General features: G+C 39.7%; 20 protein-coding genes and 1 pseudogene. 15 read left to right on the top strand and 6 right to left on the bottom strand.

Annotation, left to right across the window (positions count from 1 at the left end; genetic code table 11):
• Together MAE_RS04740 and MAE_RS04745 are read right to left on the bottom strand one after the other, a co-directional pair.
• Entirely contained in the window at nucleotides 1-423 is a 423-nt protein-coding gene (locus MAE_RS04740; RefSeq protein WP_012264555.1) for a DUF29 family protein, read from the bottom strand.
• Between the two features lie 54 nt (nucleotides 424-477).
• The gene (locus MAE_RS04745; protein WP_012264556.1) at nucleotides 478-1,404 is read right to left on the bottom strand and encodes a hypothetical protein; all 927 of its coding nucleotides are present in this window, start codon (nucleotides 1,402-1,404) and stop codon (nucleotides 478-480) included.
• Nucleotides 1,405-1,577: 173 nt separating this feature from the next.
• On the opposite strand from MAE_RS04745, the gene psbA reads away from it, so the two are divergent.
• Nucleotides 1,578-2,660, top strand: a complete 1,083-nt coding sequence (psbA, locus tag MAE_RS04750; RefSeq protein WP_012264511.1) for a photosystem II q(b) protein — start codon at nucleotides 1,578-1,580, stop codon at nucleotides 2,658-2,660.
• Here the strand turns inward: psbA and MAE_RS28515 are convergent.
• Nucleotides 2,650-2,856, bottom strand: a complete 207-nt coding sequence (locus MAE_RS28515) for a hypothetical protein (RefSeq protein WP_125731883.1) — start codon at nucleotides 2,854-2,856, stop codon at nucleotides 2,650-2,652. The genes psbA and MAE_RS28515 overlap by 11 nt on opposite strands.
• A 183-nt stretch (nucleotides 2,857-3,039) precedes the next feature.
• Nucleotides 3,040-4,611, bottom strand: a complete 1,572-nt coding sequence (locus MAE_RS04755) for a hypothetical protein (RefSeq protein ID WP_012264557.1) — start codon at nucleotides 4,609-4,611, stop codon at nucleotides 3,040-3,042.
• 348 nt (nucleotides 4,612-4,959) lie between these two features.
• Between MAE_RS04755 and rfbF the strand changes: the two genes are divergently transcribed.
• The 3 genes and pseudogenes from rfbF (at nucleotide 4,960) to MAE_RS04765 (ending at nucleotide 7,394) form a co-directional block, all read left to right on the top strand.
• Nucleotides 4,960-5,790 (top strand): glucose-1-phosphate cytidylyltransferase, encoded by an 831-nt coding sequence (rfbF, locus tag MAE_RS04760; protein ID WP_012264559.1) that lies wholly within the window; start codon nucleotides 4,960-4,962, stop codon nucleotides 5,788-5,790.
• Nucleotides 5,791-5,822: 32 nt separating this feature from the next.
• Nucleotides 5,823-5,996, top strand: a pseudogene (locus tag MAE_RS34715) (CDP-glucose 4,6-dehydratase); the annotation flags it as partial.
• Nucleotides 5,997-6,101: 105 nt separating this feature from the next.
• A complete protein-coding gene (locus MAE_RS04765; RefSeq protein WP_012264560.1) occupies nucleotides 6,102-7,394 on the top strand; it encodes a hypothetical protein in 1,293 nt (430 codons plus the stop codon).
• 296 nt (nucleotides 7,395-7,690) lie between these two features.
• Here the strand turns inward: MAE_RS04765 and MAE_RS04770 are convergent, their stop codons facing one another.
• Together MAE_RS04770 and MAE_RS04780 are read right to left on the bottom strand one after the other, a co-directional pair.
• Nucleotides 7,691-8,593, bottom strand: a complete 903-nt coding sequence (locus MAE_RS04770; protein WP_012264561.1) for a hypothetical protein — start codon at nucleotides 8,591-8,593, stop codon at nucleotides 7,691-7,693.
• Nucleotides 8,594-9,115: 522 nt separating this feature from the next.
• Nucleotides 9,116-9,973 (bottom strand): IS5-like element ISMae4 family transposase, encoded by an 858-nt coding sequence (locus tag MAE_RS04780; RefSeq protein ID WP_002732125.1) that lies wholly within the window; start codon nucleotides 9,971-9,973, stop codon nucleotides 9,116-9,118.
• A 582-nt stretch (nucleotides 9,974-10,555) separates the two neighbouring features.
• On the opposite strand from MAE_RS04780, the gene rfbG reads away from it, so the two are divergent.
• From rfbG to MAE_RS04835, 11 genes are all read left to right on the top strand, one after another.
• The gene (gene rfbG, locus MAE_RS04785; protein WP_041803817.1) at nucleotides 10,556-11,701 is read left to right on the top strand and encodes a CDP-glucose 4,6-dehydratase; all 1,146 of its coding nucleotides are present in this window, start codon (nucleotides 10,556-10,558) and stop codon (nucleotides 11,699-11,701) included.
• 74 nt (nucleotides 11,702-11,775) lie between these two features.
• Nucleotides 11,776-12,822: a glycosyltransferase gene (locus MAE_RS04790; RefSeq protein ID WP_012264565.1), complete on the top strand. Its 1,047-nt coding sequence runs from the start codon at nucleotides 11,776-11,778 to the stop codon at nucleotides 12,820-12,822.
• Nucleotides 12,823-12,842: 20 nt separating this feature from the next.
• On the top strand, nucleotides 12,843-14,189 hold the full coding sequence (rfbH, locus tag MAE_RS04795) for a lipopolysaccharide biosynthesis protein RfbH (RefSeq protein WP_012264566.1): 1,347 nt from the start codon (nucleotides 12,843-12,845) through the stop codon (nucleotides 14,187-14,189).
• Between the two features lie 86 nt (nucleotides 14,190-14,275).
• The gene (rfbC, locus tag MAE_RS04800; RefSeq protein WP_012264567.1) at nucleotides 14,276-14,818 is read left to right on the top strand and encodes a dTDP-4-dehydrorhamnose 3,5-epimerase; all 543 of its coding nucleotides are present in this window, start codon (nucleotides 14,276-14,278) and stop codon (nucleotides 14,816-14,818) included.
• Nucleotides 14,819-14,842: 24 nt separating this feature from the next.
• The gene (locus tag MAE_RS04805) at nucleotides 14,843-15,778 is read left to right on the top strand and encodes an NAD-dependent epimerase/dehydratase family protein (protein ID WP_012264568.1); all 936 of its coding nucleotides are present in this window, start codon (nucleotides 14,843-14,845) and stop codon (nucleotides 15,776-15,778) included.
• A 1-nt stretch (nucleotide 15,779) separates the two neighbouring features.
• A complete protein-coding gene (locus MAE_RS04810) occupies nucleotides 15,780-16,721 on the top strand; it encodes a glycosyltransferase family 2 protein (protein WP_012264569.1) in 942 nt (313 codons plus the stop codon).
• 72 nt (nucleotides 16,722-16,793) lie between these two features.
• A complete protein-coding gene (locus MAE_RS34720) occupies nucleotides 16,794-18,932 on the top strand; it encodes a hypothetical protein (protein WP_231859722.1) in 2,139 nt (712 codons plus the stop codon).
• 148 nt (nucleotides 18,933-19,080) lie between these two features.
• On the top strand, nucleotides 19,081-19,821 hold the full coding sequence (locus MAE_RS04820; protein WP_041803819.1) for a Uma2 family endonuclease: 741 nt from the start codon (nucleotides 19,081-19,083) through the stop codon (nucleotides 19,819-19,821).
• A 115-nt stretch (nucleotides 19,822-19,936) separates the two neighbouring features.
• Entirely contained in the window at nucleotides 19,937-20,665 is a 729-nt protein-coding gene (locus MAE_RS04825; RefSeq protein ID WP_012264572.1) for a Uma2 family endonuclease, read from the top strand.
• Nucleotides 20,666-20,781: 116 nt separating this feature from the next.
• A complete protein-coding gene (locus MAE_RS04830) occupies nucleotides 20,782-21,633 on the top strand; it encodes a Uma2 family endonuclease (RefSeq protein ID WP_012264573.1) in 852 nt (283 codons plus the stop codon).
• 34 nt (nucleotides 21,634-21,667) lie between these two features.
• Complete coding sequence (locus tag MAE_RS04835) at nucleotides 21,668-22,438, top strand: Uma2 family endonuclease (protein WP_012264574.1); 771 nt, start codon at nucleotides 21,668-21,670, stop codon at nucleotides 22,436-22,438.
• Nucleotides 22,439-22,525: the final 87 nt, after the last annotated feature.

A 22,525-nucleotide genomic window follows, 5' to 3' on the forward strand; every position in this document is an offset into this window, starting at 1 on the left:
CTATCCTAAAATCAACCTCATTGCTTGATTAATAATTTTATTTTTATCGATTATAGCCTCAATTTCTTCGGGTTGATATATACCCTCAAAAGCTTCTAATGCCCCTTGTCTTAAAGCGGAAGAATAAGCATCATCTAAGGTTTCTTTTAATTCTTCTATTGTTAGATAATTTCCTCCAGTTTTACGTCGTTTATTAATGCGTTGAATCTGTCTAACAGAATTAGAAATAGAGGTTTCCCATGAGCGTGTACTGCGTTTTTCTGCTTGCTGTTTAATCAGATGTAATAAGACAATAATACTAAAGCTAAAAATCTTATTGAGCTTATCATCTTTGCTCATTTCTGTCATTTCCTCTACCAGGAGCAAGGCATCGGGAACATTTCCTACTAAAAGTAAATCCTTTAATTCTAACAATTCTTCCATATTGCCCCTATTATCAATTCAGTCGTTTTTTGAACCAAGCCAGATATAATTAACTTATTCAGAGAGGAATCGTCTGATTAAATCTTCCCGTGAAGACTCTAATAATAAACGACTAGACTCCATCGGTGATAACTTGAGCAACTCATCAATGACTTTTATTAAAGACTCATCCAATTCTCCAAACCTCACTTGCATTAAATTTTCAATAATTTGTCGTTGTCCTTGTTGAAGTCCTTGTTGAAGTCCTTGTTGAAGTCCTTGTTGAAGTCCTTCTCGTTTGGTCGCCTCTTTCCACTCTAAATAAGATTGAGATAAAGCCATAAATACCTCCCTATCTTCTGATTCTAAAAGATTGTTAATTTCAACACTCACACGCCAACTGATCAATAATTCCATGACATTTTGACGGAAGGAATCGCCAGATGGCAACTCAAGCAACTCTCTCACCGCTTGGCTTTGGGTTTTCCCTCGTCCCAACAATCTTAACAGTAAAGTGTCTGGGGTAATAGGTAACTGATTAATCGCTATAATTGCCGTTCGGTGAGAGGGAGATAAAAAGTAAATCCCTTCTGTCCAGTTTTCTAGTTCTAATTTAGCATCAAAACTCTCTAGGGTCTGGAAACTAATAGAAGTAGCCAAAATCCATAATCTAGGTAAGTCATCCTCGTTTAACTCAGTTTTTTCCCGTTTCCCTTTCCGTTGAAGTTCAGCGAAAATCGAAAACAGTTTTAAGATACAGTTGCGAATTTCCGTTCGATTGGGAGCATTGCGAAAAGGCTCAAGCAAAGTGCTTGTTGTCACCATTTGCCCTAAAAGACCCAAAGATTGAGCATTTCCCCGCATATTAGGGTGAGGAGAGAAGAAAATATCCACCTGACGGGTTTCATCCGCCACCTCTTTGCTGACTTCCACCTTTCCCAGGGGAGACAGCAATTCTTCTAGGTATTGTTTGGCAAATTGGTCGTGAGGTTGTCGAGTCATGTCTTCAATCTTAGATCAGAAAAGACCCGACCGCACCCGACCCATTTCATAACCTCAGCTTATCAATGGTATAAGTAACAATAGTTTCAAACCCCTTTACAAACCGTTACAAACTCTCTAAGATAGAGACATCATCAATCGTACCTCGATAACTTAATAGGAATCATAAACCAATGACCACCACTCTACAACAGCGCGAGAGCGCTTCCCTGTGGGAGCAGTTCTGTCAGTGGATCACCAGCACCAACAACCGCTTATACATCGGTTGGTTCGGTGTCATCATGATCCCCACCCTGCTCACCGCCACCACCTGCTTCATCATCGCCTTTATCGCCGCTCCTCCTGTAGATATCGACGGTATCCGCGAGCCTGTAGCCGGTTCTCTACTTTACGGAAACAACATCATCTCCGGTGCGGTTGTTCCCTCCTCCAACGCGATTGGACTCCACTTCTACCCCATCTGGGAAGCTGCTTCCTTAGATGAGTGGTTATACAACGGTGGTCCTTACCAGTTAGTCATTTTCCACTTCTTACTAGGTGTCTTCTGCTACCTCGGTCGTCAGTGGGAACTGTCTTTCCGTTTAGGAATGCGTCCTTGGATCTGTGTAGCTTACTCTGCACCCGTATCCGCCGCTACTGCTGTATTCTTAATCTATCCCATCGGACAAGGTTCCTTCTCTGATGGTATGCCTTTAGGAATCTCTGGAACCTTTAACTTTATGTTCGTGTTCCAAGCAGAACATAACATCCTGATGCACCCCTTCCATATGTTAGGTGTTGCCGGTGTGTTCGGCGGTTCCTTGTTCAGTGCGATGCACGGTTCTCTAGTAACTTCTTCCTTAGTGCGTGAAACCACTGAAATCGAATCTCAGAACTACGGTTACAAATTCGGTCAAGAAGAAGAAACCTACAATATCGTTGCCGCTCACGGTTACTTCGGACGTTTAATCTTCCAATACGCTTCTTTCAACAACAGCCGCTCTCTGCACTTCTTCTTAGGTGCTTGGCCGGTAATCGGTATCTGGTTTACGGCGATGGGTGTTAGCACCATGGCGTTTAACCTCAACGGTTTCAACTTCAACCAGTCGATTCTCGATTCTCAAGGTCGTGTAATCGGTACTTGGGCCGATGTGCTGAACCGCGCTGGTATCGGTATGGAAGTAATGCACGAGCGCAATGCTCACAACTTCCCCTTAGACTTGGCTAGTGGTGAACAGGCTCCTGTAGCTCTGATTGCTCCTGCTATCAATGGTTAATTCCTAGTCTGAACGAAAAGGCACTCCCGCAAGGGGGTGCTTTTTTGTTGTTAGAATTGGGGAACAATGAAAAACGCTGCAAAATGCGGTTCTTCGTTACTTGGTATGGTTCAATAGGGGGGCATAAATCGACTAAATCCTTATCTGGCAAGAGACTTAATTGATTAGTTCGCTCTAGATCGAAAACAATTGACATAAATCCCCGAATGTCTTTCTATATAAGAGTTTCATTCCTTGTAACCCTGTCCGTTGCATAAGACAAACCGAAGAACCGTATTATTGATATGGCTTTCCTAGACAGCCCCGCTACTTGTCACCCTTTGCAAAAATTTTCTCAAGAATATCCCGAGCAAATTCCGCTATCGCGGTTGAGGTATTGCTACTCGATTTTATAGAGATAGGCTTCTGGGGTTTCCAGAAGGGAAGTCATCCGGCGATCGAGAGGGGGGGTTTTGGCGAGGGTAAAAATTGGAAATAAATCGTTCATTTGGATAGCCATTTTAAATTTCGGCTGTATATAATAACTACCCGATGGGCAGGCATTGGTTATCGTTAGCTCTCTTTTGGTCATAAAGGTATCGATATAATCGTACTGACCGCGCTCTTTTCTTTTGCCTTTCTTAGCTGGATCGCAAAGGGTTGAACCGACCGGAATCTGATTGATAATTGCCACTGTATCGGCCACGGATAGGAGCCTTTCGGAACCGTATTTACTGGCAAGATAACGTTGATTGAAATAGAGATTAGTTGCGATAGAATAGCCGATGATAATTGCTAGAAATAGAGCGAGGATCCTGTGGAAAGTCTTAGTAAAGTTTAGATAGGCCAGACTAGCGATCGCCAACAGGATAGGAGCAAACCAGAGTAAGATTTTACGATGGGAATAAAAATGCTCATCAGGATAATTAGAGGAAGCATAGAGAAAAATTATCCAAGTAATCGCCAAAAAGCCGATCAGTGTTTTATTGCCTCGATATTTTTTGATGACTATGTATAGAGAAATGCCGAAAAAAATCACCGAAACTACAACATTGAAAATCGATATATTGTCATTCAAAAAAAATACTTGATTACCCAGATAAACCGTTTCCCAAATCGCTTTAAATAGACGAGTGAACAGATTGCTCGATGGTTCACCGCTCGCCCCCTTCGCCGTGAGTGCTCTCACGATTCCCCTCGTATTAGCGAAATTCCGAACGATCTCACTGTGCCAATACATAAATAAGGCGAGATTTGCCGAGATAATCGATAGAAAAGGCAAAAGACATTTACGAGTATTCTTGCGATTTTGATAAACAAACCATAGAGAGGCGATAACAGAAGTCACTGGGATAATTAACATCGTGGTGGTGTGTAAACTCACCAATATAGCGACGGTAATCCCGAAGAATATCCAAGCTATAGCCTGATAGAGCAGCGGCTTACTCGTTTCCATCTGGAACCGATAGAGTAAAGCAAAAACGAGCAGGAAAAAGGGTATTGGGCTAGGGGCCCAGGAAAAATTATTAATAAAATAGTCCGCATAAATCGTGCTATACCAAAATCCTGCCAAACTGGACAGGAGAAGACGTTTATCTTGTTCTACATTTTCTAAAAGTTGATAAACAAAGTAGATTAAAAGGGGAATCGATAGGAAAGAAAATAGTCCATTGGTAAGGACTTGAAATTCGGGAGCAGTACCGAAAATTGTCAGAGGAAACCCTAAATAAAAATAGAGGGGGGGAATTGTGAATCCATATTTTCCACCCCCCCCTGGTGGTCCCAATTGAGGAAAGTTTCCCTTCCACATATCCATCCAAATAGAACCAATGGTAATCTGATCGGGATCGGGTCCGATATCGAAGGTAACGTATTCAAAGATACTGACAATCCTCGTGAAAAAGGCAAAGGCGATCGCTAGAATCCCTAAAATCAGTGCCGTTACTCGGACTTTATTGATTGATTTCCCCATAAGTGTCGGTATTTTTATCCTAAAATTGTCTGGTAGCTTCGTGACCGTATCCCCGAATATTTATCTTCGCATGGTAGCACGAATTTCTAGTCCTACTCGGTCAGGATTATAGCGTTAAAGATGAAGTATAACCTGATTTAGCATTACTGGCCGACTCCCCAAAACGAAAACTTCGTACCTCACCATGAAGATAACTGCTATAAGATTTAAGGGCCTGTTTAGCAATAAACTGGGTACACTCGCTTAACAAAAATTTTTTTAGACAGATCTTGGACACAATCAGGAATCCCGTGTTAAACTGCCTCGATAAGATGATGTCACTCTCAAAGCCCTTCACTATAGAATCTAATGGTAATACAATCGGTCAGTTTAACAGTTAAGGACTATAAGTCTAACATTCCCGTCGCCATCTTGTGTGGTGGCAAAGGAACCCGACTGCGGGAAGAAACCGAATTTCGACCTAAGCCGATGATTGCCATCGGAAATCGACCGATTATTTGGCATATCATGAAAACTTATGCCCAATATGGGTTAACTGACTTTATGCTCTGTCTAGGGTACAAAGGGGAAATAATCCGGGACTATTTCTTTAACTATGATTGGAATCAAAGTGATGTCCTCTTAGAGTTAGGCAATAAAAAAGTGACCAAACTCGATAGTGGACATGATGAGGAGGACTGGCGTATTTGGTTAGTTGATACGGGACAGGAAACCATGACGGGAGGCCGTCTTAAACGTCTCACCTCTTATATAGATCAAAGTGGAAGTGATATCTTTTTAGCCACCTACGGGGATGGGGTTTGTGATGTGAATATTGGGGATCTGTTGGATTTCCATTACTCTCATGGTAAATTAGCCACCTTGACGGCGGTCCGTCCTCCTTCTCGCTTTGGCGAGTTAGTGATTGAGGATAATCTAGTCAGTCAATTCCAAGAAAAGCCCCAAACGACTGAGGGATGGATTAATGGGGGGTATTTTGTCTTAAATCGCAAGGTTTTGGATTTAATTGAGGGAGATGCGACGACTTTTGAAGCACAGCCCCTAAGAACCCTGGCTGCTTTGGGAGAACTCGCCGTCTATAAGCATGAAGGGTTTTGGCAGTGCATGGATACTTACCGAGAAATGGAAATGCTCAATCACCTTTATGACACTGGACAAGCTAGATGGAAAATATGGTAGAGGAAGCATTTTAGCCTGGCAAAAAGGTCTTTATCACGGGTCATACTGGCTTTAAGGGGTCTTGGCTGGCGTTTTGGTTACTCCATCTGGGGGCAGAGGTAAAAGGCCTCAGTTTAGCCCCCAATACCACCCCCGCCTTAGCTGAGTTAGTGGCTCGTTTAATCGCCTCATGGCAACCGAATGTAATCTTTCATTTAGCGGCGCAATGATCGTCTTATACTGAACTCAGGTCATGGACAGATAGTCAATCCTTGAATAGCAGGAGGCACAAAGTGGACATAGTAAATTCAATACATCTCCAGATTAGGAAAATGCTCAAAAAGCAATCAAAAATTGATGGCAGATTTTTGGTAGTTGCTGCACTTTTAGGATATTTTGGGTTATTGTATCTAGCTAATTTTTTTGTTCCCTATCACAAGTTTTGGAGGAAACTAGGGGTTCCTGCGGTTAAAAGCCCTTTTATCGATCTTGCAGCCGTATTAGGGGCTTTTGATTGTGATCGATTGACAGGCGAAGTTTCCCTAACAAATAATTCCTGCTTCACTCAAATAGCTTATCCTAGTAGTTGGTCTTCATTAACTTGGCTGGGGTTAGAGCAGCGTGATACTATATTTTGGGGAGTTTTCTTTGCTTTAATCTTTTATGTTATAACTTTAATCATCATTGGCCGATTAAATTATCAAGAAGCTGTAGTTTATGCCCTAATTTTATGCTCACCACCGGTAATGCTTTTAGTGGAACGTGGCAACGTAGATATTGTTATCTATTCTTGGCTGGGTGTCGCACTAATGATAATTAAGAATAGCCGAGCATTAATTTTTAGGTTGTGCGCCTATTTATTAATATTTTTTTGGGGGGTTGTTAAACTATTTCCAATTTTTGGACTGGCGGTAATTCTTAAAGAAAAAAGAAATCTATTTCTGTTCTTGTCGGCTATTTTTACCACTGCTTTTATTACTTATTTTCTCGCTAGTATAGGGGAGATTAAAACTATCTCACAAGCATTTGATGTTGAGCGTGTTTGGTTTCGTTTTGGCCATCAAGCCCTCTTTTTGAAAGTCAAACCTTTTCTATCAAATCTTTCTCTATTTACTGGCGGCGAAACTGATATTAAAAAGACGATCAGATATATAATTTATATAATTATGAGTTTATTAACGCTATTAATCTTGACCAGAGTTTTATTGTCGAAATTTAAGATTTTTCAAGAATGGCTTAGTTCCGATTTTGTCTCAACGGATTCGGTTCAATCTTTAGATAAAAGTCAATATATTGATTATTTCCGTCTTGCAGCAGGCATTTATTTAGGAAATTATCTGGTTATTGGCCTTGTTATGGATTATAAATTAACTTTTCTAATCTTTGCCCTTCCTCAAATCTTGGATTGGATTAAGCAAGAAAATCAGTTAAGCTTGTCTTCCAGTATGGCTTTAGTCGCTATAGTGGTAACCTTTTACGCGAGTCCATTCTTACATCCTTGGGCAATTGATGAAATTATCAATTTGCTCTTATTTGTCAATCTATTATACATTTCACTTTTCTCTATACCTGAATGGCTAAAATTTTTAGTCCATAAGAGATTATCTGGCAAATTTTCTGGATAAAAGTTTAACCACAGCCTAATATCATTTTTCAAAAGTGATGACAGACTTAGTTGATTATTCCAAAGCGCAATTCCGCTCTCGGAAAGGAATTGCGCTTTTAGATGTTAGTCACGACTATTGAAAATTGGTATAATATATAGCAAAACCAAATGAATTGTAAAAGCTCCTCATCCCTAACCCCTCTCTCACTCTGGAGAGCGGAGAAGAATTGTGTTTAAGAATTATTTAGACTGGCTCCGTTAAATACTTCCTGAGACTTTTGGCTGACTAATAAAATGCCTTTCTGTCAAGTGGAATTAATATTTATATTCCCCTGTCAGTTTTCTGACCAGTTTCCACAGAAAACGATTCCAGGGTTTTCTGTACAAGTACCGACTACTCGCAGTAGGTTGTCTAATTTTAAAATCAGTGTTGCTGATATCATAGACCTTTGCTAGGTCTTTCAGAGTGAACTCAATAGGGGTTTTATCAACTAGCCGCTCAAAAACTTCAACATTATTTTTAAGAATATCATCCTTTTTTTTCAATAATGGATATGGCTTCTTGGCGTGTCGATTAAACAAAAACAATGCTTCTGTTGGCTCATAATGCTGCGGCTTTTGAATTTTACTATGGCCACCGCTGCGGGCATTCTTAACTCGAATGTCAGTAAAACACATTTGCTTCAGGGGAAAGGTTTGATAACAAACCCACTGAAGATACCAATCAGTCCGATGTGCCCCATGATAAATCGCCGGTAAGATAACATCAGCATAGCTTTGGGAGAGGATTTGAGATTCTGCATCATATCCACTAATGGGAAAGCATTTTCTGGAGATGAACTCTTCATAAGAAGCTTTAATCGGTAGAAATGCCCACTGTTTAGGATCATAAAAAGTTCCAGCAATGGGATGATATTCATCGAGCAATTCTTTTATCTTTTTGGGAATATCTACTCCTTCATCAGCAACAAAGGTAACATCATCATCGATAAAAATGTAGTATTCATAATCTTTAGGAACTTCCCTATATAGCAAGCTCCTGCCCTCACTCCAAGTCACTCCTTTTGCAGTAATGAAAGCATTGGGTTCATCTTCCGTTGCCCAATTAAGGCGATAAAAGTCACTAAATTCAGTAGTAAATAGTTCTCGTTTTTCTATAGTGCAAGGCTCATTAATTAGTTTGCCCTGTTCCAAAATACAGAAGGTTTTTTTACTCATTTACAAATTAGATAAAGTTCGGTACGAGTTCAAGTTTTAGCTTAATATATAGCCAGTCTAAACGATTTGCCAACACCACGAGCATCATATCTCCGGAGTGGGAGAGGAGATGGGGGTGAACCGGTCCCCACGACCCACCTAGGTAGGCCACAGCACCCTTCATGTCACCCTCAGTATATAGCCCTAAGTTTGAAGCAGCCATGGGGTGGACAGGAGTAAATGAATAAATTGTGCTTCCGGCGAGTTAAAACCGCTACATAACAATTTTGAGTCCAGAATAATATTAGAACTCTTGCAAATTAATTATATGTTATAATGATGGGTTAACTAATTTTCCCCAAAAAATTAGTTAATCAGTACATTCGTCCTGAATGAAAACTTGAAGTTTAACTTTTAACTCAAAACTCTTTAGAGCTGCTTTAATTTGGTTATCAAAACCTCTTTATTTAAGCGGCACAAACTATCTCAATTTTTATAATTGAGAATAAATTCTCCTTGACTTGATTAATCTTTAGGCAACTTTTAAGAAGCTGCTATACCTATCCCTAACTCACAGTTATAAATAGCCGCCAACAAGTTAACTCTTAAACTATATCTTCGACGACGATTCCGATATTTACAGGATAAGATTTTAAAGATTTTGAGTTTCCTATTTATATGTTCAATGATAATCCTTTCTTTAGCTAAAGCCTTGTTATACTCTTTTTCTAACTCTGTTAATTTTCTATTTTTCGATTTCTTTTTCGGTGTATAACTATTACTATGGTATGCAGCTATTCCCTGATAACCACTGTCTTCTATGCTGGTAGTTAAAGGATGAAAACGAACTCGACTTTTTTTAAATAAACTAAAATCATGACCTCTACCTTTCCCACAGAAGACACAGATAATTTCCTCTGTATTTTGATCAGCTACTAATTGGGATTTTAAAGTATGATAACCTCTTTTACCCGAAAAAAAATCTTTCTGTTTCTTTTGGGGGCGTTCAATGGGAGTTTCCGTTACATCCATTACCGTTATGACCGGTATCTCTGCTTGATTGAGTAAAGCTTTTTTTCCTTTTAAACGGAAGTTTCCCGATTGTAAAAGCATTTTTTCCGTCTTATTTACAATCCGACATATAGTTGATTCTGATAGTTCCCAGCTTGTACCAATGTGAAAATATGTTCTATATTCTCGCCAATATTCTAACGTTACTAAAACTTGTTCTTCTATAGATAGTTTAGGTTTCGGTCCCCTTTTAGATGGTGAATTAGAGTCGGCTTCAACACTTTTTACTGATTCTACCATCTTTCTATATGTTTGTTTGTACACACCGAAACGGCGTTTGAATTGTTCATCTGATAAGTTTTGATAATCCATAATTTTGCTAATAAACATAGCAAAATTATAGATGATTTCCTGACCTAAGATCACATTTTATTCTTTTTTCCACTTCAATCTAAGAATTGAGAAAAAAGCAAAACCTTATATTATACCATAAAAAAATTATGCAAGAGGTCTATTAAAATCCCTGCCACTTGGGCATAGCTGTATGTTTACACCAAATTCAAGTCATATACAATAAGTATAAATACTTAATTGATTTTCCCTTGAATCACGAGGCATCGAAAATCAAGAACGACTCTCCCCGCTCAGAAGTTCCCTGCGCTCCTTTTGTCTCAGCTAACCATTCTAGATACCTAACAGCTTAACCAATTGACATCCTCGGTCAAGTTCATGTATAGTGACTCCCAAAGATTTAGGGTGATGGCTTTAAGCCTTCTCAAAAATTCTTTTCAGCGATTACTGGCAGAAAGCCGTTGAAATTAACTGAAAACCCGGTACAGCAAGTCTATTTGACTTGTGAACAATAATAGCTCCCCTCTCCCCCTGGGATGAGCCTGATGGGTTTTGGCAGTGTATGGATACTTACCGAGAAATGGAAATGCTCAATCACCTTTATGACAGTGGACAAGCTAGATGGAAAATATGGTAAAGAAAGCATTTTGGCCGGGCAAAAAGGTCTTTATTACTGGTCATACTGGCTTTAAGGGGTCTTGGCTGGGGTTTTGGTTACTCCATCTAGGAGCAGAGGTAAAAGGCCTCAGTTTAGCTCCCAATACCACCCCCGCCTTATTTGAGCAATTAGACTTAGCTCAAAACCTGAGTCATCATATAGGAGATATTCGAGAGGCTGAGTTAGTGACTCGTTTAATCGCTTCATGGCAACCGGATGTAGTCTTTCATTTAGCGGCACAACCCCTAGTGCGGCTTTCTTATCTGGAGTCGGTGGAAACGTGGAACACAAATGTTATGGGGACTATTCACGTTTTAGAGGCCCTGAAAAGCCTGACTCATCCCTGTGCCGCCGTGTTTATTACTAGCGATAAGTGCTATGAGAATCGGGAATGGGTCTATGGTTATCGGGAAAATGACCCCTTGGGGGGTTACGATCCCTATAGTTCTAGCAAAGCGGGGGCGGAATTGGCGATCGCATCTTGGCGAAATTCCTTCTTTAAAACCCCTCAAACCCCCATCGGTATTGCCAGCGCTAGGGCCGGAAATGTCATTGGTGGGGGAGATTGGTCCCTAGACCGGATTGTACCCGATGCGATGCGGGCCTTGATCAAATCCGAACCGATTCCGGTGCGGAACCCTCTAGCGACTCGTCCTTGGCAGCACGTTTTAGAGCCTTTAGGGGGCTATTTACGTTTAGCTGAGTCGATTTATGAGCAGTTGATGACAGCCAATTGGCAGCAAGACAGCCGGGGGTTATATGGGGCGTTTAATTTCGGTCCGTCTCTGACTTCTAATCGTCCGGTTAAAGAGTTAGTTGAGTCTATCCTACAACTTTGGCCAGGGACTTGGCTCGATCAAAGTGATCCGAAGGCTGTTCATGAGGCTAAATTGCTTAATCTAGTCACAGATAAGGCTTTCCATACCCTAAAATGGCAACCCGTCTGGGATTTTCGGCAAACCCTCAAGGAAACGGTGACATGGTATTATCAAGCTAATCAAATTGCACCTAGCAATAATCAAGGGTTTCAAAACTTAACCCGATCACAAATCGATCTATACCAAGCCGATGTCTTCAGTGAAAAAGTAGGTAGCTTTTGTGTTCCATAATATTTATTGCTACATTCCGGCGTTCCCCAAAACCAGAGACTTCGTACATCACCATTAGGATAAATTCTACAAATATGACCAAAGTTTACTTCTACGCAACAAGTGAAAAGGAGATGCGGTTACTTAATAGACAAGATCCCGACTCTTTCCTCGGTATTCATGATCATTTTTCAGGGGAAATTGCGACGAGTTATATCTATCTTAAAAAGGCGGGTTTAGATTGTGAAGTTATTAACACAATTCCTGAGGAAGGAATTGTGTTCGCAGATAAAAAGAGTTTTGATAAAACCTTGCTAGAGATCAAAAAATATCTTGGCCGACCTACCCGTTTTTACAAATATCCAGGAGGAAATGCTATGTTAATCGCAATGAAATCTGATTTCCAGTTTTATCCACCTGCTCATATAAATATTGTTCATAATGCCGTGGATTTCCAGAAAAACCGTAATTCTATTTGGAATCCTTACTATATTATTTCTCCTTGGCCTCAGCCTGGATTGATCCCTCGATTGAAAGAGCGTGGCTGTCTGGTTGAAAATGTGGCTTATCTTGGTGATCAATCTCAATTAGCAGAAGAACTGAAATCAGATAAATGGCGTGATGCCTTATCTTCTCTAGGATGCAAGTGGTGGCCAATTCTTGAGCCTAAAAAGTGGAACGACTATAGTAATATAGATGTGGTTATTGCTGCTAGAAGTTTCGATGGCAACCCATACATCAACAAACCCGCTAATAAATTAATCAATTGTTGGCGAACTGGTGTTCCAGCAATCATGACTCCAGAGTCCTCAATCTTGGCAGAAAAGAAAAGCGACTTAGACTTTCTTTTGGTTAATTCTCTGGACGAAGCTATCTCAGCAGTTAGTAAGTTAAAGAGTAGTCCCAACCTTTATGCTAACATGGTCAGTAATGCCCAGGAAAGGGCTAAGGATTTTACTGTAGAAAAAGGTTGTGAAAGATTTATGAAATTTTTTGAGGAATTTGCGTTTCCTACCTATAATGAATGGATTAAATTAACGGAAAGTCAGAAAAAAACTCTTTTCTGGAGACGTTGTTCTAAATTGAGATTAGACAATTTTAAGGACAGAACAATTAATAGTTTTATCGAGCGGTTTTTCTAACGAATATTATTGCACAAATCATGACACAACCTATCCATCGTCCGACTGGTACATCTGAGCAAGAACAAGACCTGCGATCGCAAGTCTTTCAAGCCGTACAAGAATACTACAAGCACAAATTTCAACCCCGGGCTTTTGTGGCGGGACAAACCTATATCCCAGCATCGGGTAAGGTATTTGATGAGCAAGAATTAGTCAAATTAGTGGATTCTTCCCTAGATTTCTGGTTAACGACGGGCAGATATGCGGCGGAATTTGAGGAACGTTTTGCCCAGTGGATGGCGGTAAAACATTGTTTATTAGTCAATTCCGGCTCTTCGGCCAATTTAGTGGCTTTAAGTGCCTTAACTTCCCCTAAACTAGGGGAAAAACAACTTAAACCGGGGGATGAAGTCATTACCGTCGCCGCAGGTTTCCCGACTACAGTTAATCCCATCTTTCAAAATCAGCTAATTCCCGTCTTTTTAGACGTTAAATTACCCGGTTATGACCTTGATATTGATCAAATGGAATCGGCCTTGTCAGAGAAGACTAAAGCGATTATGATCGCTCATACCCTGGGAAATCCCTTTAATTTAGAAGCGGTGATGGCTTTTGCCGAAAAACATGACCTCTGGGTAGTTGAGGATAACTGTGACGCGGTGGGAAGTCTCTATAAAGGGCAAAAAACCGGCACCTTTGGGCATTTAGCAACGGTTAGCTTTTATCCTGCCCATCACATGACCATGGGAGAAGGGGGTGCGGTTTTAACCAGTGATACCCGCTTGAAAAAGATTGTCGAGTCATTCCGTGACTGGGGGAGAGATTGTTGGTGTCCTCCGGGGGTAGATAATACCTGTAATAAGCGCTTCGGTTGGCAGTTAGGAGATTTGCCCTTTGGCTATGACCATAAGTACACCTATTCTCATGTGGGTTATAACCTAAAGATGACCGATATGCAAGCCGCCGTCGGGGTAGCGCAACTGGATAAATTGCCCGGATTTATCAAAAAGCGTCGGGAAAATTTCGACTTTTTGCATCAAAAGTTACAGGAGCTTCAAGATGTTTTAATTCTGCCTGAAGCCAGCCCGGATTCTGAACCGAGTTGGTTCGGGTTTCCGATTTTTGTTAAGGAAAATGCTCCTTTTAGCCGCAATGATTTAGTTAAGCATTTGGAGGAAAAGCGCATCGGCACAAGGCTATTATTTGGGGGAAATTTACTGCGCCAGCCTCTTTATAAGGGGTTAAATTATCGAGTTGTTGGGGATTTAAGCAATGCCGATAAAATCATGAGTAGTGTTTTTTGGCTGGGCATTTATCCCGGATTAACCGAGGAGATGTTAACCTATGTAGCGGCGACCATCAGAAAATTTTGTCATGGCCAATAAAATTACCGAACTTTTGGGACAAAATTTCCGAGCATGGGGGATCAACCTTAATCCACTGTCAATCCACTTAAAATCTTGAAAAACTGATGAAAATCACTGAGACAAGGATTCCTAAGTGCTACGAAATTGTCCCCACTATTTTAGAAGACAAGCGTGGTCGTTTTGTTAAAACTCTACATCAGGACATCTATAAAAGTCACCAGTTAATTATTAACTTTGCTGAAGAATATTACTCGGTGTCCAAGAAAAATGTTTTGAGAGGACTACATTTCCAAGTTCCTCCGCAAGATTGCACAAAAATTGTGTATTGTCTCGAAGGGTCGGTAATGGATGTAGTGGTAGATTTGCGTAAAGGCTCGCCAACCTATGGCGAGTTTGAGTTGTTTAATCTGAGTTCTGAAAATGGTAAGATAATCTATATCCCTTCTGGCCTAGCGCATGGTTTTTATGTTACCAGCGAAACGGCAATTATGTGCTATAAAGTATCAACAGTATATTCTCCCAAAGAAGATACAGGAATTCTTTGGAATTCCGTAGTAATACCTTGGCCAAATCTACATCCTATCTTATCTGAACGAGATCAGAGTTTTCTTCCTTTTTCAGAATTTCGGAGTCCGTTGGTTTATTGAGAATCAAAACAATTTAAAGAAAGCATGAAAGTATTAATTACTGGTGCGAGTGGTTTTGTTGGTTCCCATGTAGCAAGGCTTTTAGTAGCCGAAGGGTGTGAGGTACACGTGCTTGTGCGAGAAAGCAGCAACCGATGGCGAATTCAAGATATTCTGCCATCAATGTATTTATGGCAATCTGACTTAGTAGCATTTGAAAACGTGAATACTTATTTGCAGGAAATCAAACCTGAATTGTGCATTCACTTAGCTTGGTATGCAGTGCCGGGTAAATACCTAAATTCTCAAGAAAACCTTGATTCAATTCAGGCGAGCATCAATCTTCTCTCTCAATTAGCCGAACTGGGTTGTAAGCGGTTTGTGGGTATAGGGACTTGTTTTGAGTATGATTTAAGTCTGGGATATTTATCTGAATCCAGTTTGACAAAACCCATAACCTTATATGCAGCCACCAAGGTCGCACTTTCCACTATTTTGCAGCAATTTGCCCAGATAACCGAAATGGAGGTAGCTTGGATTCGCCTATTTTATCAGTATGGACCAATGGAGGATGAGCGACGATTAATCCCTGGGATTATTTCTTCACTGCTGCGGGATGAAGTGGTGAAAACAACTAAAGGTGAGCAAATTCGAGATTTTCTTCATATTGAGGATGTAGCCTCGGCAATTTGGGCAGTTGCTAAGAGCAACGTTTCAGGTGTAGTTAATGTTGGTTCTGGTCAACCTGTAACCGTTGGACAAATAGCACTTGAACTTGGTAATTTATTAGGTAAACCTGATTTAATTCATCTGGGTGCTTTACCTTACCGTCCCAATGATCCCATGTTTATTTGTGCTAATAATGAGTTGCTGAGAAAAAAGACTGATTGGACACAAAAATATAATTTAACGACGGGATTAAAAAATACAATTAAATGGTATAAAGACCATTTAAACATAAATAAAATTGAGGAAATTTAAGATGATTAAAAAATTAATTAGTGTTGTTACTCCTTGCTACAATGAACAAGATAATGTTGAGTTTTTATATACTGAGGTCAAAGATATTTTTGCAAGATTAGGAAAATATGAATACGAGCATATTTTTATCGATAATGACTCTCAAGATAAAACAGTCAGTATATTAGAGAAAATCTCTCAAAGCGACTCTAGAGTCAAAATTATCATTAACGCTAGGAATTTTGGCTTTGTTCGTTCTACCTATTACGGACTCTTACAAGGAACTGGAGATGCGGTTATTTTAGTCTTCGCCGATTGTCAAGATCCTCCCGAACTAATCGTCGATTTTTTAGAAAAATGGGAGGAAGGCTATCAAGTTGTTAAAGGAATTAAAAGCTCGAGTCAAGAGAATTCTTTGGTCTATAGTATAAGAAGATTTTATTATTTTTTAGTTAGGACTCTATCAGAAGAGATTGACTTAACTGCTAATTTTACGGGCTTCGGTTTATATGATCACAAAGTGATAGAAGCATTGCGTTTGATCGATGATCCTTATCCCTACTTAAAGGGTCTTATTTCAGAAGTCGGTTTTAAGAGTGCTAAAATCGAGTATGATCAGAAAGTCCGAAAACGAGGTAAGAGTAGTTTCAATTTTTATCGAATGTACGATCTGGCAATGCTGGGTATCACTACCTATTCTAATTTTCCGCTAAGATTGGCGACAATGATCGGGTTTGCTCTATCTCTAGTGAGTTTTCTGGTCGGTCTGGGGACTTTGATTTTGAAGCTTCTGTTTTGGAACCTTTTCCCTATAGGGATAGCGGCAATCATTATCGGATTGTTTCTTTTTTCTTCTGTACAATTATTTTTTATAGGTATTTTAGGAGAATATATTGGTTTGATAAATAGACGAAGCTTAAAAAGACCTCTAGTGGTAGAGAGAGCGCGAGTCAACTTTGATTAAGAGTTACCTAGCGATGTTCTTTAATCTAAATTGTAAAAGACAATAAATAAAGAGGAAAATAAAATGTATCAAATGAATAAAACTGCGATTGATCAATGGTTCAAAGGAGTAGGGGCGTTCCTACTTATTATTATTGATGTAGATTATCTTCTTACCACAAGATTTGGCAGATTGAAAGGAAATGAAAGGTATGAAGCAATGTGGTATCTATTCGTTTTAATTTCTATTATTGTCTTACCTACTATTTTTGGTAAAGTTTTGAACTATTTTAGTTCTATTTTATCAAAAATAATCAATAATTGGCAAGTGACAAATCAAAGTCGTAATCTTGAGTTTTTAATTTCGTGGGGACTTGGTCTTGTTTTCAACACGATAGCAATTCAAAAGCTCTTTACCCAAGGAACTGCTGAAAGTCTCAGATTATTATATGTGGAACCTGAGATGTCATACAATTACGATAAACTGACAACTTATTTATCAAGCTTGAATTTTTTGGTGCTAATTCCAGCCGCATTAATTTTAACAGTTATTTTATTTTTTCTCTTATACTTATTTTCCCTTCGTAAATTTTTGAGAACATTATTGATTGAGAATATAGTTTTTATTGGCGTTTTAGTAACGGTGACATCAGTTGCTTGGAGTCTGGTTTATACTAATCCATCGAACTTCCATTTTAATGTGGTTCTCTTTCCATTGGCGGCCATTAATAGTGATTCCCCTTTTATTCCCCTTGTTGATGATGGGTTTAAAAGTTTATATGGCGGATATTATCTTTGGCTTGGCCTACTATCACGATTAATGGGAAATAATCTATTGTCTATCAAAATTGTTGTATGTAGTTTGATTGCTCTTCAGATTCTTCTTTACTATTTAATAACTAAGGCTATCTACAAAAATCCGTTGCTCAGAATTTTGGTATTTATTAGCTGCCTGTTTTGGAGTTATCTTTATGGTAGGGTAGTACGCCAAGATTTATACTTTCAATATTTTCCTTTAAGAACTTTATTTCCTTGTCTTTTGCTGGTTACTTTGTTGTATATATCTGAAAGAAAATTTCTCGATAAAGCTACTCTTTCCATTGGATTTTTAACAATTAACTTACAAGATGTGCTTCTAGATTTTATAGTGGCAATGGCTCTATTAAGTAATTTTGATTCTGGTGTAGTTGTCTTGATTATGTATTTCTTTATCTACATTTGGAATGAGTTTAAAATAGATGGGTTTAGCGCAAAAAACATGATTAAAAAATTAACGGTATTTAGTATAAATCTTATCATGATCATTTTCATAATTATTTTTGGCTTTAGAATTATTGCTGGAGAATTTATAAATTTTTCCAATTATACGGGTTCTACTCTTAAATTTGGCTCTGGCTTTTATGGTTTGCCTTTTACAGATAATATATGGATGATATTTATGGTTGTTTACGGTTTTAACATCATACAATCTTTTCAGAGTCCTATCGAGGATAAAAGTGCTAAGTATCGTTTTGTAATTGCCATCTGGGGAATAGTTAGCCTCTTTTATTTTGTCAATAGAAGTCATCCTTGGAATTTGTTAGGTGTATCACTTCCCTTCTTTCTTTCCTATGGTTGTTTGATTGATTATGCCTTTAGTTCTTATCGAAAAAAAATGTCTGAATCTGAACCAGAATTGATGCAGAATAAAATGACATTTAGGGAGTTTTTGCCAATCCTATTGCCCAATTCGTTTGATTTATTAAGACTCTCCCTGGTCAGTGTATTAGTCATGCCCTTTATTATTATGTCCCTAATCGCTTGTGTAAAATTTATTCCCTTAACGATATCCCATTTTCAAAGCCCTAAAAGCTATTCGCAAATGTCTGCTTTAGCGAGCTTGTCTGAGAGAGTGGCTACATTAGAAAAGCAATTAAACCGTCCATCAATTCTAATTTCTGATCGGGTTGAATCCTATTATTATCTTCACAAAAACAGAAAAGTATTGTTTTATCCCGAGATAGCTTCTATTTTCCCTGGGGACAATTCTTTTCAGCCCCGTTTTCTTGATACTCTCAATAAATTCAATCCAATTGTCACCCTATGTCCCATGAGACATCCAGGTCTCATAAAAGCAAATTATCATGGCACTTTTTTACAATTACTCTATGAGAATAATTACAAACTTGTAGAGTCAGGGAAAAACATAGATGACCGTATCCTGAAAAATTGTAAGATTTACATAAAAGATTAGAACTGTAATAGAGTCAGAGAATCTTGACAAAATCCCATAACCTAAAACGAGCCGAGCGCTTGGCAACACAATTGCGATCGCAATTGTGTTGACATTAATGATAGTTTATGATAAGAAAGTGGCATCAGTTGTTCACCCCAACCAACCAATGGCTCAAGAAACCCTCCTAATTGCAGCTAACCCACTGGGGATCAAGCTACCACCGACCCAAGATGAACTACCTTCTGATGATGGTATTCCCATGGAAACCCAGCGACACGGACTGCAAATGCAGTTATTAGTCAGACCTCTCTCCCAGTGGTTAAAAACCCAAGGACGGGAAGCGTTTGTCGGAGGCAATATGTTTGTTTACTTTAGCCCCAATCAAGTGCGTAACGAGGATTATCGCGGGCCTGATGTATTTGTCGTTGTGGACGTGCCTCGAAAAGAACGGAAAAGCTGGGTCGTCTGGGAAGAAGAAAAAGCTCCTGATGTGGTGATTGAGTTGCTCTCTGAGAGTACAGCCAAAAAAGATAAAGAAGAGAAAAAGCTTATCTATCAGAATCGTTTGCGGGTGACAGAATACTTTTGGTATGATCCCTTTGACCCAGAAGATTTAGCGGGACATCGCTTAGAAGGGGGTGTTTATAAATCTTTAAAACCAGATGCTCAAGGCAGGTTCAGCAGCGAAATATTAGGGCTAGTGTTAGTGCGGTGGCAGGGAATTTATGGGGATGAACAAGAGCCGATTACTTGGCTGCGTTGGGCAACAGCAGAGGGGCAATTGCTCCCCACCATAGAGGAGTTGGCCGAGCAGGAAAAGCAACGGGCTGAACAGGAAAAGCAACGGGCTGAACGCTTGGCAGCAAAATTAAGAGCGCTAGGAGTTGAAGTTGATGATAGTGTATGAACTAATTGCAGGCATTGTCCACCTAGATGTCTATTTTATAATTAATTTAATGCACCTACTTAGTTGCGGGCAGTTTATGAGAGCTTATTAAATATAGGAAGGACTGTTTACGACAATGACACCATCTGCTATTAATTTGTTCAAAAAATCACCGCCAATCACCTGGGAAAAACTGCCAGATGATTTTATTCTACCTGACGAACCTGTGGACAACAACTTGCAACCCCTATTAGCAGCAGCTTTACGGGAATCCCTAGAATTAGCAGGACTAATTCTAGAATCGATGCTAATTGCCTCTAATTTTGGCTTGTGTGCTACCGTTAAAACTCAAACTGTTGTCAAAGCACCTGATTGGGTTTATATTCCCTCAGTAAAACCCATTGCTAGTGGAGAAATTCGGCGCAGTTATACTCCCCATCTTGAAGGAGAAATTCCTACCATCGTCCTAGAGTTTATCTCGGAAACCGAAGGGGGTGAATATTCCATCAACCCTCACTATCCCTATGGAAAATGGTATTTTTATGAGCAAATCTTACAAGTACCTGTCTATGGAATTTTTCAGCCAAAAACTGGAGAATTAGATGTTTATTGTTTAGTTGCAGGAAAGTATGAGCAGCAGTTGCCAGATGAGAATAATCGTTACTGGATAAAAGAACTTAACTTGTTTATCGGTATCTGGCAGGGAACCAAAGCTGAATTTACTACTAATTGGTTGCGCTGGTGGGATAAGTCGGGAAATTTGCTATTATGGGGGAGTGAGTTAGTAGAGCAAGAAAGGCAACGAGCCGAACGCTTGGCAGCAAAATTAAGAGCGCTAGGAGTTGAAGTTGATGATAGTGTATGAACTAATTGCAGGCATTGTCCACCTAGATGTCTATTTTATAATTAATTTAATGCACCTACTTAGTTGCGGGCAGTTTATGAGAGCTTATTAAATATTAGGAAGGACTGTTTACGACAATGACACCATCTGCTATTGATTTACCGACAAAATCAACGATAATCACCTGGGAAAAACTGCCCGATGATTTTATTCTACCTGACGAACCTGTGGACAACAACTTGCAACCCCTATTAGCAGCAGCTTTACGAGAATCTCTAGAATTAGCAGGACTAATTCTAGAATCGATGCTAATTGCCTCTAATTTTGGCTTGTGTGCTACCGTTAAAACTCAAACTGTTGTCAAAGCACCTGATTGGGTTTATATTCCCTCAGTAAAACCGATTGCTAGTGGAGAAATTCGGCGCAGTTACACTCCCCACCTCCAAGGAGAAATTCCTACCATCGTCCTAGAGTTTATCTCGGAAACCGAAGGGGGTGAGTATTCCATCAATCCTCACTATCCCTATGGAAAATGGTATTTTTACGAGCAAATCTTACAAGTACCTGTCTATGGAATATTTCAGCCAAAAACCGGAGAATTAGAAATTTATTGTTTAGTGGCAGGAAAGTATGAGCAGCAGTTGCCAGATGAGAATAATCGTTACTGGATAAAAGAACTTAACTTGTTTATCGGTATCTGGCAAGGAACCAAAGCTGAATTTACTACTAATTGGTTGCGCTGGTGGGATAAGTCGGGAAATTTGCTATTATGGGGGAGTGAGTTAGTAGAGCAGGAAAAGCAACGAGCCGAGCAAGAGCGTCAACGAGCCGAACAGGAAAAGCAACGAGCCGAGCAAGAGCGGCAACGAACCGAGCAAGAGCGTCAACGAGCCGAACAAGCTGAGTTAGAACTTGAGCAAGAACGAATTTCTCGCCAACGTTTGGTGCAAAAGTTAAAAGAGTTGGGAGTTAATCCTGAAAATCTATAGCCCATTTTAGATATTTGAATTAGTGAAATTACTTATGACAGCCATGCAACTACTTCAGTCAAACCCCTTACCAACTATTACCTGGGAAAAACTGCCAGATGATTTTATTCTACCTGACGAACCTGTGGACAACAACCTGCAACCCCTATTAGCAGCCGCTTTACGAGAATCGTTAGAATTAGCAGGACTAATTCTGGAATCGATGCTAATTGCCTCTAATTTTGGCTTGTGTGCTACCGTTAAAACTCAAACAGTTGTCAAAGCACCTGATTGGGTTTATATTCCCTCGGTAAAACCGATTCCTAGCGGAAAAATTCGGCGCAGTTATACTCCCCATCTTGAAGGAGAAATTCCTACCATCGTCCTAGAGTTTATCTCGGAAACCGAAGGGGGTGAGTATTCCATCAATCCTCACTATCCCTATGGAAAATGGTATTTTTACGAGCAAATCTTACAAGTACCTGTCTATGGAATATTTCAGCCAAAAACCGGAGAATTAGAAATTTATTGTTTAGTGGCAGGAAAGTATGAGCAGCAGTTGCCAGATGAGAATAATCGTTACTGGATAAAAGAACTTAACTTGTTTATCGGTATCTGGCAAGGAACCAAAGCTGAATTTACTACTAATTGGTTGCGCTGGTGGGATAAGTCGGGAAATTTGCTATTATGGGGGAGTGAGTTAGTAGAGCAGGAAAAGCAACGAGCCGAGCAAGAGCGTCAACGAGCCGAACAGGAAAAGCAACGAGCCGAACGCTTGGCAGCAAAATTAAGAGCGCTAGGAGTTGAAGTTGATGATAGTGTATGAACTAATTGCAGGCATTGTCCACCTACAGGTCTATTTTATAATTAATTTAATGCACCTACTTAGTTGCGGGCAGTTTATGAGAGCTTA

It is taken from the genome of Microcystis aeruginosa NIES-843, from assembly GCF_000010625.1.
In the GTDB taxonomy this organism is placed as follows: Bacteria; Cyanobacteriota; Cyanobacteriia; order Cyanobacteriales; family Microcystaceae; genus Microcystis; species Microcystis aeruginosa.